This is a genomic window from Sphaerisporangium rufum (assembly GCF_016863395.1).
GTDB classification, from domain to species: domain Bacteria; phylum Actinomycetota; class Actinomycetes; order Streptosporangiales; family Streptosporangiaceae; genus Sphaerisporangium; species Sphaerisporangium rufum.
This window is the reverse complement of record NZ_BOOU01000073.1, coordinates 25,265-40,601: the sequence shown is the minus strand read 5'-3', so window position 1 is coordinate 40,601 and position 15,337 is coordinate 25,265. Positions and strand designations below refer to the sequence as shown.

General features: G+C 71.4%; 17 protein-coding genes. 7 read left to right on the top strand and 10 right to left on the bottom strand.

What is annotated here, in order from left to right; translation table 11 throughout:
* Window positions 1–501: 501 nt before the first annotated feature.
* The gene (locus Sru01_RS26855; protein WP_203991113.1) at window positions 502–1,812 is read right to left on the bottom strand and encodes an MATE family efflux transporter; all 1,311 of its coding nucleotides are present in this window, start codon (window positions 1,810–1,812) and stop codon (window positions 502–504) included.
* Window positions 1,813–2,116: 304 nt separating this feature from the next.
* Between Sru01_RS26855 and dnaB the strand changes: the two genes are divergently transcribed.
* Window positions 2,117–3,472: a replicative DNA helicase gene (dnaB, locus tag Sru01_RS26850; RefSeq protein WP_203991110.1), complete on the top strand. Its 1,356-nt coding sequence runs from the start codon at window positions 2,117–2,119 to the stop codon at window positions 3,470–3,472.
* Here the strand turns inward: dnaB and Sru01_RS26845 are convergent.
* The 3 genes from Sru01_RS26845 to Sru01_RS26835 form a co-directional block, all read right to left on the bottom strand.
* Window positions 3,469–4,263, bottom strand: a complete 795-nt coding sequence (locus Sru01_RS26845; RefSeq protein ID WP_203991107.1) for a helix-turn-helix domain-containing protein — start codon at window positions 4,261–4,263, stop codon at window positions 3,469–3,471. The genes dnaB and Sru01_RS26845 overlap by 4 nt on opposite strands.
* A gap of 96 nt (window positions 4,264–4,359) precedes the next feature.
* A complete protein-coding gene (locus Sru01_RS26840) occupies window positions 4,360–5,154 on the bottom strand; it encodes an ABC transporter permease (protein ID WP_203991105.1) in 795 nt (264 codons plus the stop codon).
* A 9-nt stretch (window positions 5,155–5,163) separates the two neighbouring features.
* Window positions 5,164–6,078 (bottom strand): ABC transporter ATP-binding protein, encoded by a 915-nt coding sequence (locus Sru01_RS26835; RefSeq protein ID WP_203991102.1) that lies wholly within the window; start codon window positions 6,076–6,078, stop codon window positions 5,164–5,166.
* Between the two features lie 133 nt (window positions 6,079–6,211).
* On the opposite strand from Sru01_RS26835, the gene Sru01_RS26830 reads away from it, so the two are divergent.
* From Sru01_RS26830 to dnaN, 3 genes are all read left to right on the top strand, one after another.
* Entirely contained in the window at window positions 6,212–7,711 is a 1,500-nt protein-coding gene (locus Sru01_RS26830; protein WP_203991099.1) for a sensor histidine kinase, read from the top strand.
* Window positions 7,708–8,361 carry a LuxR C-terminal-related transcriptional regulator gene (locus Sru01_RS26825; RefSeq protein ID WP_203991096.1) on the top strand — a complete coding sequence of 218 codons (654 nt, stop codon included), beginning with the start codon at window positions 7,708–7,710 and terminating at the stop codon, window positions 8,359–8,361. The genes Sru01_RS26830 and Sru01_RS26825 overlap by 4 nt, the downstream gene beginning before the upstream one ends.
* Window positions 8,362–8,463: 102 nt before the next feature.
* Entirely contained in the window at window positions 8,464–9,558 is a 1,095-nt protein-coding gene (gene dnaN, locus Sru01_RS26820; protein WP_203991093.1) for a DNA polymerase III subunit beta, read from the top strand.
* Window positions 9,559–9,569: 11 nt separating this feature from the next.
* Here the strand turns inward: dnaN and Sru01_RS26815 are convergent, their stop codons facing one another.
* The 6 genes from Sru01_RS26815 to upp form a co-directional block, all read right to left on the bottom strand.
* On the bottom strand, window positions 9,570–10,259 hold the full coding sequence (locus Sru01_RS26815) for a FadR/GntR family transcriptional regulator (protein WP_203991091.1): 690 nt from the start codon (window positions 10,257–10,259) through the stop codon (window positions 9,570–9,572).
* A gap of 128 nt (window positions 10,260–10,387) precedes the next feature.
* Window positions 10,388–11,722 carry a helix-turn-helix domain-containing protein gene (locus Sru01_RS26810; protein WP_203991089.1) on the bottom strand — a complete coding sequence of 445 codons (1,335 nt, stop codon included), beginning with the start codon at window positions 11,720–11,722 and terminating at the stop codon, window positions 10,388–10,390.
* A 132-nt stretch (window positions 11,723–11,854) separates the two neighbouring features.
* A complete protein-coding gene (locus Sru01_RS26805) occupies window positions 11,855–12,382 on the bottom strand; it encodes a PH domain-containing protein (protein ID WP_203991087.1) in 528 nt (175 codons plus the stop codon).
* Window positions 12,379–12,537, bottom strand: coding sequence for a hypothetical protein (locus Sru01_RS26800; protein WP_184610310.1), 159 nt, complete (start codon window positions 12,535–12,537; stop codon window positions 12,379–12,381). Before Sru01_RS26800 ends, Sru01_RS26805 begins: the two co-directional genes overlap by 4 nt.
* Before the next feature lie 116 nt (window positions 12,538–12,653).
* Window positions 12,654–12,872: a hypothetical protein gene (locus Sru01_RS26795; RefSeq protein WP_203991085.1), complete on the bottom strand. Its 219-nt coding sequence runs from the start codon at window positions 12,870–12,872 to the stop codon at window positions 12,654–12,656.
* A gap of 131 nt (window positions 12,873–13,003) precedes the next feature.
* On the bottom strand, window positions 13,004–13,642 hold the full coding sequence (gene upp, locus Sru01_RS26790; protein ID WP_203991083.1) for a uracil phosphoribosyltransferase: 639 nt from the start codon (window positions 13,640–13,642) through the stop codon (window positions 13,004–13,006).
* Between the two features lie 177 nt (window positions 13,643–13,819).
* Here upp and Sru01_RS26785 point away from each other — a divergent pair, with 177 nt between their 5' ends.
* From Sru01_RS26785 to tadA, 3 genes are read left to right on the top strand one after another with little or no spacing between them, the layout of a single operon-like run.
* Window positions 13,820–14,308, top strand: coding sequence for a tRNA adenosine deaminase-associated protein (locus Sru01_RS26785; protein WP_203991081.1), 489 nt, complete (start codon window positions 13,820–13,822; stop codon window positions 14,306–14,308).
* Window positions 14,309–14,324: 16 nt separating this feature from the next.
* Window positions 14,325–14,816, top strand: coding sequence for a tRNA adenosine deaminase-associated protein (locus tag Sru01_RS26780; RefSeq protein WP_203991079.1), 492 nt, complete (start codon window positions 14,325–14,327; stop codon window positions 14,814–14,816).
* A gap of 40 nt (window positions 14,817–14,856) precedes the next feature.
* Window positions 14,857–15,315 (top strand): tRNA adenosine(34) deaminase TadA, encoded by a 459-nt coding sequence (gene tadA / locus Sru01_RS26775; protein WP_203991255.1) that lies wholly within the window; start codon window positions 14,857–14,859, stop codon window positions 15,313–15,315.
* Window positions 15,316–15,337 lie beyond the last annotated feature (22 nt).

Sequence of the window (15,337 nt, the reverse complement as noted above, 5' to 3'; positions counted from 1 at the left end):
AGCTGAAGGTAGCGCTCCTTGGCCTCCTGCTTACCCCGGGCCTGCCGGGCAGCCGTCAGCACCCCGGCCGCGACCAGGATCCGACGGGCCGCCGAATGACACAACCCGGCCGCCTTCGCCGCCTGGTTAACGCTCCCGGACGCCGCGAACGCCGCCAGCACCCGCTCGCGATGCCCGCCGGTGATCACGGTCTAGGGCCGGCCCGGCCCTCGTCCGGCGGCGCGCAACACCTCATATGCCCGAGTACCCGAGATTCCCAGCACCGCCGCAGCCGACCGCACCGAAACCCCGGCATCGACCAGCCTCAACAGCTCATCGCGCTCCCGGCCCATCTCCTCCGACAACGACATGGTCGTCGCAACCCCTCAAGATCGAGGTGTTGCGACGACCATGTGAACCCAAGCATCCGGAAGGGGCCCTTCGCCGTCCCGGGACCGATGATCATGGCTCAGGGCTCGCGGCCCGGGACACCGAGCGCCCGGAGCGGTTTCAGCCGGCCGGTCAGCCGCCGGTGACCAGCCACGAGCGGCCGTAGGCGCGCAGGCCGAGAGTGACCAGCCGGGCCGCCATCCACAGCCCGAGCGCCGCCCACAGCGCGGGCAGGCCGCCACCGAACGGTCCGACCGCGAGCGCCGCCGGCAGGTAGACCAGCGTGGTGAGCGCGGAGGCCCAGGCCAGGTAGCGGCGGTCGCCCGCGCCGATCAGCACGCCGTCCAGCACGAACACCACTCCGGCCAGCGGCTGCAGCACCGCCACCACCCAGAGCACCGGCTCCAGCTGCGCGCGCACCGCGGCGTCGGCGTCGAACAGCCCGGGGATCGCACCGCGCAGCGCCAGGACCACCCCGCCGAGCACCACGCCGTAACCGAGGCCCCAGACGACCATGGTGCGGGTGGCGGCACGGGTCCGGGCCACGTCTCCGGCGCCGAGCGCCCGCCCGGTGATCGCCTGACCGGCGATGGCGATCGCGTCGAGCGCGAAGGCGAGCAGGGTCCAGATCTGCGTCGCGACGGCGTGCGCGGCGAGCTGGGCGACGCCCATCCGGGTGGCGACGGCGGTGGCCACGACCAGCACGATCCGCAGGCATACGGTGCGCACCAGCAGGGCGACGCCCGCGGTGCCGGCCGCCCGGATTCCGGCCGCGTCCGGCCGCAGCGGCACCCGGTGCCGGCGGGCCGCCCGGACGGTGACCACCAGGTAGGCGGCGGCGCCGAGCGCCTGGGCCACGACGGTTCCCCAGGCCGAGCCGGCGATGCCCCAGCCGAGGACCAGCACCAGCAGGTAGTTCAGCACGGCGTTGAGCGCGAACGACCCCACCGCGACGGCGAGCGGCGTGAGGGTGTCCTGCAGCCCGCGCAGCACCCCGGTGCCGGCCAGCACGGCCAGCATGGCCGGTGCGCCGAGCAGGCTGATCCGCAGGTAGGTCACGGCCTGACCGGCCACCTCGGGAGAGGCGCCGAACCAGTCGACGATCGCCGGGGCGAGCGGCCAGCCGATGAGGACCACGGCCAGCCCGATGCCCACGGCCAGCCACAGGCCGTCCACGCCCTGTTTGACGGCGCGCGGCAGATCACCCGCGCCCACCTGGCGGGCGACCGACGCGGTGGTGCCGTAGGCGAGGAAGACACAGATGTTGACCAGGGTGGTGAGCACGGTGCCCGCCACGCCGAGTGCACCGAGCGACGCGCTGCCCAGCCGGCCCACGATGGCGTAGTCGACGAGGATGAACAGCGGCTCGGCCACCAGGGCGCCGAAGGCCGGGACGGCCAGCCGGAGGATCTCCCGGCCGCCCGCCCGGGGGGTAAGTGTCACGTGGTAATTCTGCTCCTTACCGAGCGGTGCCCTGGCCCGAGGAGGGGGCGCACCGGGCGTGTCCGGCCGACTTTCTTTTCTCCACAGCCGGTGGATAACGTTCTGCCTGCTCGGCAGGGGTTGTGGACAACTGCCGCCGAGTTATCCACAGACTTGTCCCCAGCCTGCCCACATGCTGTGCGGAGAACTGCACACGTTATCCACAGCCCTGTCTACAGGGTGCGTTGCCGGGGACGGCGGAACCGGCGAGACTGTCAGCCCGGTCACTTCGGGGGTGGCCCGGAAACGGTGGAAGGGGGCCGGCATGAGCAGCGAGGTGGCCCAGGCATTCGACACACCGTTCGAGCGCACGCCGCCGAGCAACATCGAGGCCGAGCAGTCCGTGCTGGGTGGCATGCTCCTGTCCAAGGACGCCATCGCCGACGTGGTCGAGGTGCTGCGGTCCGACGACTTCTACCGGCCGGCCCACCAGATCATCTACGACGCCGTCATCGACCTGTACGGCCGGGGCGAGCCGGCCGACTCCGTCACCGTCTTCAACGAGCTGTCGCGACGCGGCGAGATCGCCCGGGTGGGCGGTGGCGCCTACCTGCACACCTTGACCGCGGTCGTTCCCACCGCGGCGAACGCCGGCTACTACGCCAAGATCGTGCGGGAGCAGGCGATCCTGCGGCGGCTCATCGAGGCGGGCACCCGCATCGTCTCCTTCGGCTACGGCGGGCAGAGTGAGGAAGTCGACGACCTGGTGGACCGGGCCCAGGCCGAGGTGTACGCGGTCACCGAGCGCCGGACCAGCGAGGACTACCGCCCGCTCTCCGAGATCATGCCGGGCGCGCTGGACGAGATCGAGGCCATCGGCAGCCGCAGCGGCCAGATGGTCGGCGTGCCGACCGGGTTCCAGGACCTGGACGCGCTGATGAACGGCCTGCACCCGGGCCAGATGATCGTGGTCGCGGCTCGCCCGGCCATCGGCAAGAGCACCCTGGGCCTCGACTTCGCCAGGTCCGCCGCGATCAGACACCACATGACGACCGTGGTGTTCTCCCTGGAGATGTCGCGCAACGAGATCACCATGCGGCTGCTGTCCGCCGAGGCCCGGGTCAGCCTGCAGAACATGCGCGGCGGCACCATGAACGACGACGATTGGACCCGGCTGGCCCGCCGGATGAGCGAGGTCGCCGAGGCGCCGCTGTTCATCGACGACTCGCCCAACATGTCGATGATGGAGATCCGGGCCAAGTGCCGCCGGCTCAAACAGCGTCACGACCTGCGCTTCGTCATCGTCGACTATCTGCAGCTGATGAGCTCGCCGAAGAAGACCGAGAGCCGCCAGCAGGAGGTGTCGGAGATCTCGCGGGCGCTCAAGCTCCTGGCCAAGGAACTGGAGGTCCCGGTGATCGCCATCTCTCAGCTGAACCGCGGTCCCGAACAGCGCACCGACAAGCGCCCCCAGGTGTCGGACCTGCGCGAATCCGGCAGCATCGAGCAGGACGCCGACGTCGTCATCCTGCTGCATCGCGAGGACGCCTACGAGCGGGAGTCCCCACGGGCGGGCGAGGCCGACCTCATCGTGGCCAAGCACCGCAACGGCCCGACGGCCACGGTGACCGTCGCCTTCCAGGGCCACTACAGCCGCTTCGTCGACATGGCCCCGCATTAGCGATCGTTAAGGACCTTGGCGGTGTGGGGGTCGGCGGGGAAGAAGGACTCGATGGCGAGCTCGGCCACGGTGATGTCGAGCGGGGTGCCGAAGGTGGCGATCGTACTGAAGAAGGTCAGCTCGCCGTCCTGGTGCCGCAGCCGCAGGGGCACCACGATGTCGCCCGGCCCCGGTACCTCCACCTCCGGCTCCGGCCGGTCGCAGGGGTAGGCGCGCAGCTCGGCGAGCAGCGCCTCGAGCTGCGGGTCGGCGGTGACGGCGATCTGGCGCCGCAGCCGGCCGAGCAGGTGGGCCCGCCATTCGCCCGCGTTGACGATGTGCGGGGCCAGCCCGTCCGGGTGCAGGCTGGCCCGCAGCACGTTCGCCGGTGGCCGCAGCAGCTCCGGGGAGACCAGCCGGGTCAGCAGCGCGAGGCTCGCGTTGGCGTCCACCAGGTTCCACCGGGCGTCCACCACCACGGCCGGGTACGGGTCGTGGCCGGTGAGGATCTGCCGGAGCGCGGTGTGCACGGCCGCCATCCGCGGCTCGTCCAGCGGGGTCTCGGCGAAGACCGGCGCGTATCCGGCGGCCAGCAGCAGGCGGTTGCGCTCGCGCAGCGACAGTTCGAGCTCCTCGGAGAGATGGAGGACCATCTCGCGGCTGGGGTTGGACCGCCCGGTCTCCAGGAAGCTGAGGTGCCGGGTGGAGATGTCGGCCTGGATGGCCAGGTCGAGCTGGCTGAGCCGGCGGTGCTCGCGCCACCGGCGGAGCAGCTCACCGACCGGCCGGGGGGAGCTGACCATGGTGCTCATGTCCCGAGGCTACCGAGCGGTCGTCCGCCCCGCGATTACCTCCGAGGTCATCGACGGGGTCACGACGGGCCCCCGCGCCACCGTGACCCCGTCGGCTCACTCCCAGCGGAACAGCCGGGCTGCCAGCAGGCCCGCGACCAGCGTCCAGCCCAGCAGCACCGCCAGGTGCAACGGCTGCGGGGCGGCACCGGCCCACGCGTCGCGCAGCGCCTGCCCGAACGCGCCGCCCGGGCTGATGTCGCTGGCCACGCGCAGCCCGTCGGGCATGTGCTCGCGGGGGATCCACATCCCCGCCAGGAACAGCAGCGGGAACATCACCACCGACCCGGCGCCGCCGGCCGCCCGGCTGCCGGGCACCACCGCGGCGAGCAGCAGGCCGATGGCGAACAGCGCCACCACCCCGGCCAGGAAGGACACCGCGAACCACAGCGGAGCGGCCGGAGGCCGGGAGTCGAAGGCCAGCACCACCGCCGCGATCATCAACAGGGTGGCGAGCAGGCTGATGGTCACGTTGAGCAGGAGTTGCACCGCGAGTACCAGGGCCGGCGGGACGGGGGTGACCGACATGCGGCGCAGCACCCCCCGTTCCCGGTAGAGCGCCAGCACGCCGGGCACGATGGTGAAGGCGGAGGTCATCGCGGCCAGTGTGATCATCATGACCGGTAGCTGGGTGTCGACGGCGCGCTGGCCGTTCATCAGGGGGTCCGGCTCCCGCATGCCGGGCAGGAAGTTGCCGAGCACGAGTGCCAGTCCGAGCGGGAGGATGATCGTGAAGAAGAGGACCGCGGGTTCCCGCAGGTAGAGCCGGGCCTCCGCCACGGTGAGCCGGAGTGGCGCCGAGGTGCGGCGCCGGGCCGGGCGGGTCACGGCCGGGCCGGTGGTCGAGGTCATGGTGGTCTCCTAGGCGGTGGTCTCGGCGGCCGGACGGCCGGTGAGGGCGAGGAAGGCGTCGTCGAGCGTGGCCCGGTCGGCCCGCAGCCCGGCCGGGGTGAGGCGGTGGGCGGCCAGCGTGGTGATCACCGAGAACAGCAGGCCGTCGGAGCCGGTGACGGTGATCTGGTCGCCGGACCGGGTCAGGCCGGTGACCTCGGGGAGTTCGCGCAGGAGGGGGTCGGCGCGCTGCTCGACGCGGAGGCTCATCCGCTCGGCCCCCTCCACCCGGGCGATCAGCCCTTCGGGGGTGTCGACGGCGGCCACCCGGCCCGCGTCGATCACCGCGATCCGGTCGCAGAGACGCTCGGCCTCCTCCATGAAGTGGGTGACCAGCACGATGGTGACGCCGCGGGCGCGTACCGCCTCGATGAGGTCCCAGGTCTCCCGCCTGGCCTGCGGGTCCAGACCGGTGGTGAGCTCGTCCAGGATCGCCACCCGGGGCCTGCCCACCAGCGCCAGGGCGATGGACAGCCGTTGCCGCTGGCCGCCGGACAGCTTGGCGAACGGGGTGTCCCGCTTGGCGCCGAGGCCGAACTCCTCCAGCAGGGCGCGCCAGTCTGCGGGCCGCTCGTAAAAGCTCGCGTACAGCTCCAGCGCCTCGCCGGCGCGCAGCCGGTCCGGCAGCGTGCAGTCCTGGAGTTGTACGCCGAGCCGGCGCCGCACCTCGGCGCGGTCGCGCCGGGGGTCCAGGCCGGTGACGGTGACCGTGCCGCCGTCGGGACGGCGCAGTCCGGACACGCATTCCACCGTGGTGGTCTTGCCGGCGCCGTTGCGCCCCACCACCCCGAAGATCTCGCCCTCCGACACGCTGAAGGACACGTCGTCGACGGCGGCCCGGCCGGCGTAGGTCTTGTGCAGGTTCCTGAGTTCGATGACCGACATGCCGACGACGTTAGGAACCGGGGGCGGGCCGGCGGAATGAGCCTGCCTCCCGGGCGGGGTGTACCTGGGTACACCCCGGATTCGGGTCGCGGCACTACTTCGGAACGGCCGGCCGGTGGCCCAGACTGGTGGCATGCTCCTCAGAACGTCGAAGGGATTCGGCCGCAGCCTCGTGCTGGTCACGCTGGCGCTGGCCGACGCGCTGCTCTGCGCGCTGGCCGCGGTCGTGATGGTGCTGTCCTTCGGGCTGGGGATGGTCTTCCTGTTCCCGGCGACCATCCGCCTGGTCCGCCGCCGCACCGCGCTGGCCCGCAGGATCGCGCGTTCCTGGTCGGGAGTGGACATCGCCGACCCCTACCGCCCGCCGCCGCCCCCGCCGGTGCCGCAGGCCGACGGGTGGTACCGCGAGGGCCGGTCCCTTTATCGCACGTCGCTGGTGCCGTCATTCAACCGCGCCCTGGACTGGATGCTCAAGGATCCGGCGACGTGGCGCGATCTCGCCTGGGTATTCGGCCAGCCGATCCTCGGTGCGGCGGTCACCGCCGTCCCGGTCATCATGGTCGCCGGATCGGTGGCCGGCCTCGTCGCCACCGGGCGCCCGCTGGAGACGGCCGCGGGCGTGCTGCTGGCGGTCGCCGGGCTGTTCTTGGCTCCGCACACCGTCCGCCTGCACGGCCGGTGGACCGAGCTGCTGCTGGCGCCGACCGAGAAGGCCCGGCTGACCAACGAGCTGCGCCGGGTCGACCAGGCTCGCACCATCATCGTCGACGTCCAGGCGGCCGAGCTGCGGCGGATCGAACGCGATCTGCACGACGGGGCGCAGGCCCGGCTGGTGGCCATCGGCATGACGCTCGGCGCCGCCGAGGAGCTGGTCGAGACCGACCCGCAGGCCGCGCGGGCCCTGATCGCCAAGGCCCGGGACGCGTCGGCCACGTCCCTCATCGAGCTGCGCCGGATGGTGCGCGGCATCCACCCGCCCGTGCTGGCCGAGCGTGGCCTCGGGGACGCGGTGCGCGCCCTGGCGCTGGACAGCCCGCTCGCGGTGACGGTGAGCGTCGACCTGCCCGGCCGGTCGGCGGCACCGGTCGAGTCGGCCGCCTACTTCGTCGTCAGCGAGCTGCTGACCAACGCGAGCCGGCACAGCGGGGCGGCCTCGGTCACCATCGACATCAGCCATCGCGGCCCGGCCCTGCGGATCACCGTGACCGACGACGGCCAGGGGGGCGCCGACCCGGCCCGCGGCAGCGGGCTGCGCGGCATCGAGCGGCGGCTGGCCGCGTTCGACGGGGTGCTGGCACTGCACAGCCCTCGGGGCGGGCCGACCACGGCCACCGTCGAGCTGCCGCACGCCTTCCAGGGCCATGCCGCCCGCCGGGCGGTTCCGGCAGGCTGGCGGACGAAGTTGATGGGCGTCTGCTTCGGCCTGTGCTGGCTGCCGCTGTTCCCCCAGGGCCTGGTGCCGATCGTCTTGAAGATCGCGGGAGTGGACGAGCGCAGCTGGTTCCTCGCCCTCTATCTGCCCGAGCCGTGGCAGTGGCCGACCTTGCTCGGCATGATCGCGCTCGGCGCGGGCATGCTGGCCTTCGCGGTGGCCGAACAGAGCCGATGGAAGGCCTCGGAGTCGAACGCGTGAGAGTGGTCCTGGCCGAAGATCTCTTCCTGCTGCGCGAAGGCCTGGTCAACCTGCTCCAGGCGCACGGCTTCGAGATCGTCGCGGCGGTGGAGTCCGGGCCGGAGCTGTCCCGGGCGCTGCTGGAGGAGCGGCCCGACGTGGCGGTGGTCGACGTGCGGCTGCCGCCCACCTTCACCGACGAGGGTCTGCAGGCGGCGCTGGCGGCCCGCCGGGCGGTTCCCGGGCTGCCGGTGCTGGTGCTCTCGCAGCACGTCGAGCAGCTGTACGCCAGGGAGCTGCTGGCCGACGGCACCGGCGGCGTCGGCTACCTGCTGAAGGACCGGGTGTTCAACGCGGCGCAGTTCGTCGACGCGGTGCGCCGGGTGGCGGGCGGCGGCACCGCGATGGACCCGGACGTCATCGCCAAGCTGATGGCGAGCAACGTGCGGGACGAGCCGGTCGGCCGGCTCACCCCGCGCGAGCGCGACGTGCTGGCGCTCATGGCCGAGGGACGGTCCAACGCGGCCATCGCGCAGCGGCTGTATCTGAGCGAGAGCGCGGTGGCCAAGCACACCGCGAACATCTTCGGCAAGCTCGGCCTGGCGGCGTCCGACGACGACAACCGGCGGGTGCTCGCGGTGCTCGCCTACCTCAACGGCAGCCGCCGCTGATCGCCGTCGTCCCGGCGCGACCTGGACCGGCCGGTGGCCGCCAAATGTCCGACCCGCGCGCTAACGTGCTGGCAACAGATGTTGCGAAGGGGATGGATCAGGGTGAAGTTCCAGGTGAACCGCGATGTGCTCGCCGACGCCGTGGCGTGGACCGCCCGGACGCTGCCGAGCCGTCCCGCCGTCCCGGTGCTCTCCGGCATCCTGCTGGAGGCGCTGGACGACGGCCTCACGCTGTCCGCGTTCGACTACGACGTCTCCGCGCGCGCCTCGGTGGACGCCGAGGTCGCCGAGCCGGGCCGCGCGCTGATCCCCGGCCGGGTGCTGGCGGAGATCACCAAGAGCCTGCCCGCCGAGCCGGTCGAGATCGTCACCGCCGGCTCCGAGGCGGTGCTGACCTGTGGAAGCGCCGAGTTCGGCCTGCTCACCCTGCCGGTGGACGACTTCCCCACCCTGCCGGCCCTGCCGGCCGCGACGGGCGCGCTCGGCGGCGGGCTGTTCGCCACCGCGGTGGCCCAGGTCGCGGCGGCGGCCAGCCGCGACGACGCGCTGCCGATGCTGACCGGCATCCGGGTCGACATCGACGGGGTGCAGGTGACCTTGGCGGCCACCGACCGCTACCGCATCGCCGCGCGCGACCTGCTCTGGCACCCGGTCCGCGACGACACGGCCGTCTCGGTGATGGTGCCGGCCCGGGTGATGGTCGAGGTGGGCCGGTCGCTCCGGTCCGGCGAGGTGTCGATCGGGTTCGGCGACGGCATCGCCGGCTTCGAGTGCGCCGGCCGCGCGACCACCGTGCGGCTGCTGGACGAGCAGTTCATCGACTACCGATCACGGCTGGCCGAGGAGTGGCCGACCTACGCCGAGCTGCAGCTGGCACCGTTCGTCGAGGCGATCAAGCGGGTGGCGCTGGTGGCCGAGCGGCACACCGCCGTCCGGCTGTCGTTCACCCGCGGCCAGGTGCTGATCCAGGCCGGCGGCGGTGACATCGGGCGGGGCGCGGAGGCGGTCGCCGCCGAGTTGCACGGCGAGGACATCGAGATCGCCTTCCAGCCGCACTTCCTGCTCGACGGGCTGGCCGGCGTGCAGACCGAGACCGTCCGGATCAACATGGCCTCGTCCACCCGGCCGGCACTGATCACTGACGCGGGGGACGATCCGGCGTTCCGCTATCTGACCATGTCCCTGCGGGTCGGCTGACGCGGCGGCCGTCAGTCGATCAGTTCGGGCGTCTCGGCCAGCGCGATCGCGATGTGCTCCATGCAGGCGTGCCCGGCCCGCTCGGCGGCGGCCGCGTCACCGCGGGAGATCGCGGCGGCGATGGCGTCGTGCGGGATGTGCCCGTTCTGCAGCGGCGCGCCGGCCGCGGCGATGCTGGCCCGCAGCGCGGTGGAGAAGTCCTTGTAGAGGTCGATCAGCACCCGGTTGTGGGTGGCCTCCACCACGGCCACGTGGAAGGCGAGGTCGGCCTCCACGAAGTCGTCCACCTCGCCACCGGCCCACGCCTGCTCGCGACGCAGCAGCGCCGCCTCGATCATCTCGATGTCGCCGGAGGTGCGCCGCACGGCCGCCAGCTTGGCCGCCTCCACCTCCAGCGCCCGGCGGACCTCCAGGATCTCCAGGTGCTCGGCGGCGCGCAATCGCCGTGCCATAGCCCCGGAGAGCTCGCTGGTCGCCCGTACGTAGGTACCGTCGCCCTGCCGGCACTCCAGCAGCCCGGCGTGCGTGAGCGCCCGCACGGCCTCCCGCACCGTGTTGCGTCCCACGCCGAGCTGCTCGGCGAGCACCGTCTCCGTTGGGATCTTGGCATGCAGCTGCCACGATCCGGAGGTGATCTGGTCCTTCAACTGCTCGATCACCTGGTCGACGAGGGAAGCCCGCTGCGCCGTACGCAGACTCACAGTCTGCCTCCTCCGGGAAAACCAATCATCCTACGAGTCAATGATTGGTCGACCTTAATTATTCCGGAGTCTCGTCGCCAAATCCGCGGCTTCCCGGTCACGGAGCCCTGTCGTGATCCTTTCGTGGCCTACCGGGCGAACACCGCGGGAACCACCGGGTCGGCGACGGTCGACCTGACTCCGACCGCTTCCAGTGCCTTACGGTACGCGGCGGTCTGCCGTTCGCGGATTCCCGCCCCGCCCCACATGTCGCCGAGCCGGCGCCACACCCCGGCGATCTCGGGATCGCGGATGGAGTCCGCCCCCGGCGCCGCGGCGAGCAACTCGGCCGCGCGGGTCAGGCTCGCCGCCACGTCCACACCCGGCCGCGCCGAACCGATCTCGGCCATCAGCAGATGAGCGGACGCCGCGACGGTCGCCGGGCCGTCCGGCGTGAGCGCCAGCGCCCGACCGGCCAGCTCCTGCGCGCCGGCGACGTCGCCGCCGCGCAGCCGCAGGCGGGAGAGCACGATCAGGCTGCGCGCCTGGTTCGCCGTCTCGGTGGGCAAGGCCGCGAACACCTCGCTCGCCCGGCCGGCCAGCGACTCGGCCCGGTCGAGGTCGTCGGGGTGCCCGCCGGCCAGTTCCGCCCAGCGCGTGGCGATCCTGGCGGCCTGCGCCGTGATCCGCAGCGGGCGGCCGGCGGCGAGGGCGTCGTCGGCCAGCTGGACCGCGAGGGCCGAATCCTCCCCCTCGGCGGCCGACACGCTGGCCTGCCACAGCGAGAGGATCTCGGGGGTGCGATCGGCCGGCGCCGACAGCCCGGTCGCCTCCAGCACCTGCTGGACGTAAGGCAGCCCGACCTCGGCCTCGGCCAGCGCCAGGGCCAGGTCGACCGCGACCTCGCCGTGGTGCAGCATCAGCCGGTCGGCCTGCGCCAGCGCCGTGGTGCCCAGGTCGCGGGCTCGCATGACGTCGCCCGCCCGGTGGTAGCAGCGGCACAGCGCCACGGTGAGCGGGACGTCGGCCAGACGCTCGGGATGGGCGGCGGCCTCCCGGCGCAGCCGTTCGTAGGCCTCCACGGCCAGGTCGATGCGGCCGTGCGCCTCCAGCGCGCGGGCCCGCCCCAGCCGGGCGTGCGCGGCCAGCAGCGCGTTGTCCTCGCCCGCCGCCTTGGCGATGTCGGCGAACCGCTCGACGGCGAGCGCCGGGTCGCCGTGGTACAGCTCCAGCTCCGCGTGGCGCAGGCCGAGCTCGGTATCGATGCGCTGGCGCGGCTCGATCCCGTGGACCAGGAACTCGGTGGTGCACCCCAGACGCTCCGCCAACAGGCGGGCCACCACCGGCGTCGGCGTGCGCTTGCCGGACTCGATGAGAGAGACGTAACTGTCGGAGAGGTCGGGTCCGGCCAGTTGGGCCTGAGACATTCGCCTGCTCAGGCGCAGCCCGCGGACGCGATCACCGATGCTTCCCTGACTCGGCATGTGATCTCTTTGCGCAAGGTTATGGTCAATGATTCCGCCATGATGGCACGAAGGAGCCGAAACGGGTATACCCACGTCAAGAATCCCGGGAGCAAGTCGGTCTCACTCCTCGGGATTCCGGACGAATGTGGACTAATCATCGTCGTCAGAACTGGGAAACAGCATCTGACAGACTTCGAGGTACAACGTCTCGGGGTAGGGGATGTACGGCACCGTCGACAGGGCCTGGTCCTGGCCGGCCGATTCCAGCACGAACTCGCCGTAGCCGAGCATGCGGCCGAGCAGCGACCGCTGGAAGCTCATGTCGGTCACCTTGCCGAGCGGCATCATCGCCACCCGGCGGGTGATCAGACCGGTCGTCAGCAGCATGCGCTTGGATGTCACCACGAAATAGTCGACCGACCACTCCGCGACCTTCCACACGAAACGGATCAGCAACAGCAACCAGGCCCACCAGACGATGACCAGGGCCTGGGAGCCCTGACTGCCGCCCAGCCACTTGCTCAGCAGGCCCGCCAGGATCAGACCGCCGAAGACCTCGGCGACCGGCCGTAACAGGACCGCCGGGTGGCGGCGTACCATGATCACTTGCTGTTCGTTGGGGAGGAGGTAACGGTTGACCGACGACGGAGCAGACTCCCCGTGGGTCACCAGCCTCATGTCAGCTTGGTGAAGAATAGAGCCAGCGAATCCGCGGCATTCACCACAGTGTCCATCGCTCCCTTGACCGCGCTAGCCGCGTCTGCCGGTCTGGTGAACAGGTAGAAAGCCACAAACGCGATGGCTGCGTACGTTAGAACCTTCTTGACCTGCACGGCCGCCTCCGATTAACCACTCACCCACTGCACCCACCGTATACATTACCCAGCCGGTCGGCCGGGTAAAGCGCATCCGGACCCCACAGTCGTTAGGGGTCTGGATGTGACCTGTGTCACTCCTGGTCGGCGACGACGGCGGCGAGCACCTGCAGGTGCTTGCGCGCGATGCGTTCCACCAGGCCCGGGTGCGCGTGGCCGGTCACCTCCATCGCGCCGTGGCGGGCCGCGTCCATGCAGCGGGTCACGGTCTCGGCGGGATGGATCCCGGCGAACTCGATCCGCAGCGTGGTCTCGACTTGCGCATAGGCGTCGATTTCCGGCAACTGGTCCATCGCATCTCCCAGAGGTGCGTCCACGGCTGGGAGACCGGGGAACACGATGACGTTCTCGTCACTTTGTGTACCCAGGCTAAGACGCTATGTAACGAATCAAATGTCAGACACGGGAAGAAGAAGGAAAAGAATCACACCACGCCGTACAGACGGTCTCCGGCGTCACCCAGGCCCGGCACGATGTAGCCGAGTTCGTTGAGCCGCTCGTCCAGCGCGGCGGTGACCACCCGCACCGGCGCCTCGGACCCGGCGAACACCTTCTCCATGTACGCCAGACCCTCGGGCGCGGCGAGCAGGCAGATGGCGGTGACGTCCTCGGCGCCCCGGGCGAACAGCAACTCGATCGCCGCCGCCAGCGTGCCGCCGGTGGCGAGCATCGGGTCCAGCACGTAGCACTGGCGGCCGGAGAGGTCCTCGGGCAGGCGGGTCGCGTAGGTCTGCGCCTTCAGCGTGCCCTCGTCGCGGATCATGCCGAGAAACCCCACCTCGGCGGTGGGCAGCAGCCGGGTCATGCCGTCGAGCATGCCCAGCCCGGCCCGCAGGATCGGCACCACCAGCGGCGCCGGGCGGGCCAGCCGCACGCCGTGCGCCGGGGCGACCGGGGTGTCGACCGTCGCCTCGGTGACGCGCACGTCCCGGGTCGCCTCGTAGGCGAGGAGGGTGACGAGTTCGTCCGCGAGCCTGCGGAACGTCGGAGAGTCCGTACGCACGTCACGCAGCGTGGTGAGCTTGTGGGCGACGAGCGGATGGTCGACGACGAGGGTCTTCATGGCTGCCAACGGTATCTCCTGTGCCGGGTGAACGGTACGACTGGCTCGTAAGCCCCCATCTCCCCCTAAGTTGGGCAGACGTCCCGGTCTTTGATCACAATTTGCCTGAGCGGCCTACGGGCGGCGAGTGACTCTGACACCATTACCAACTGTAAGAACCGCGTCGGTGGGGTGAAGATGACAGATGTAGACGCTCTTGACTTCGCCATCGTGGTCTACCGCGAGGACGACCGCTGGGAAGCCGAGATGTTGCCGGTGGGTCTTACCAAGGACCTGCACGGCCTCATCCACGCGCTGCGGCAGCAGCCGAGCATGGGTGCCACGATTGGCCTTGTCGCGGTGGGGGATGACTTCTTCGTGGCATTGCGGATGTTCGGCGAACGCGTCGACGTGTTCCTGTCCGACATCACGGCCTCGTGGGACTGGCCACTGGCCAGGCAGGTCCTGGAGTACCTGGACGTGCCGGTGCCCGAGGAGGAGGAGCTCGACATGGTCCTCCCCGCGGGAGACCTGTCCATCTTCTCCGATCTCGGCCTGGACGAGATGGAGCTCGGCGCGCTCTCCGGTGATCTCGAACTGCTCCCCGACGAGGTGCTGTCCAGCATCGCCGCCCGGCTCGGGTTCTCCCAGCCGTTCGAACGTGCCGTCGACGTCGCCATCGGCTGACCGCGGGAGCCTCATCATGCCCTCCAGACCATCGAACAGCGCTCTGTTCGCCGCGGCCTTCGTGCGTATCTCCGGGGGGTGGAGCGGCGCGGAGGTCGACCTGGCGGACACCGAGATCGCCGACGACATCGGCGACGCGGTGCAGGAGGCCCTCAACCTGCGCGGCGACGAGCTGGCCCTGCTGTGCGTCGAGGTGGAGGACGAGTGGTTCGCCCTGGTCCGCTACGACGGCGACGCCGAGCCGCGGGCCTTCCTTTCGGACGCGCACGCCGCCGCCGGCGACGCGCTCGGCGAGCTGTTCATGGAGCTGGCCGGAACCGTCACGGCGGACAAGGAGGCCGATCTCGGTGTCCGGCCGGCGGGCGACTTCGAGCTGCTGCGCGATCTCGGGGTGAGCGCGGAGGAACTGGTGGAGCTGAGCATGGAGGAGGGCGTACTGCCCGCCGACACGCTGTCGGTGATCGCCGAGCGGCTCTCCTTCGCGGACGAGATCGACCGCCTCCGCTGATCGCCGCCCGACCGTGCGCGCCCCGTCCTTCGAAGAGCCGATGCGGCTGGCCCTGACCAGGGCGGCCGAGGCGGGCCGGCGTGGCGAGGTGCCGGTCGGCGCCGTGGTGCTCGGTCCGGACGGCGCGGTGCTGGCGTCGGCCGGCAACGACCGGGAGGGCGCCGCCGACCCCACCGCGCACGCCGAGGTGCTGGCGCTACGCGCGGCCGCCCGGTCGCGCGGCGAGTGGCGGCTGGCCGGCTGCACGCTGGTGGTCACCCTGGAGCCCTGCACGATGTGCGCCGGCGCCGCGGTGCTCGCCCGGATCGCCCGGGTGGTCTTCGGCGCCGACGACGAGAAGGCGGGCGCGGCCGGCTCGCTGTGGGACGTGCTGCGCGACCGGCGGCTGAATCATCGGCCCGAGGTGATCCGCGGGGTACTGGCGGGCGAGTGCGCGGCCGCGCTGCGCGACTTCTTCGCCGACCGGCGAGGCCGCCCCGACGATCGTCACATTCCTTGACATGACGGGCACCCGCCATGCG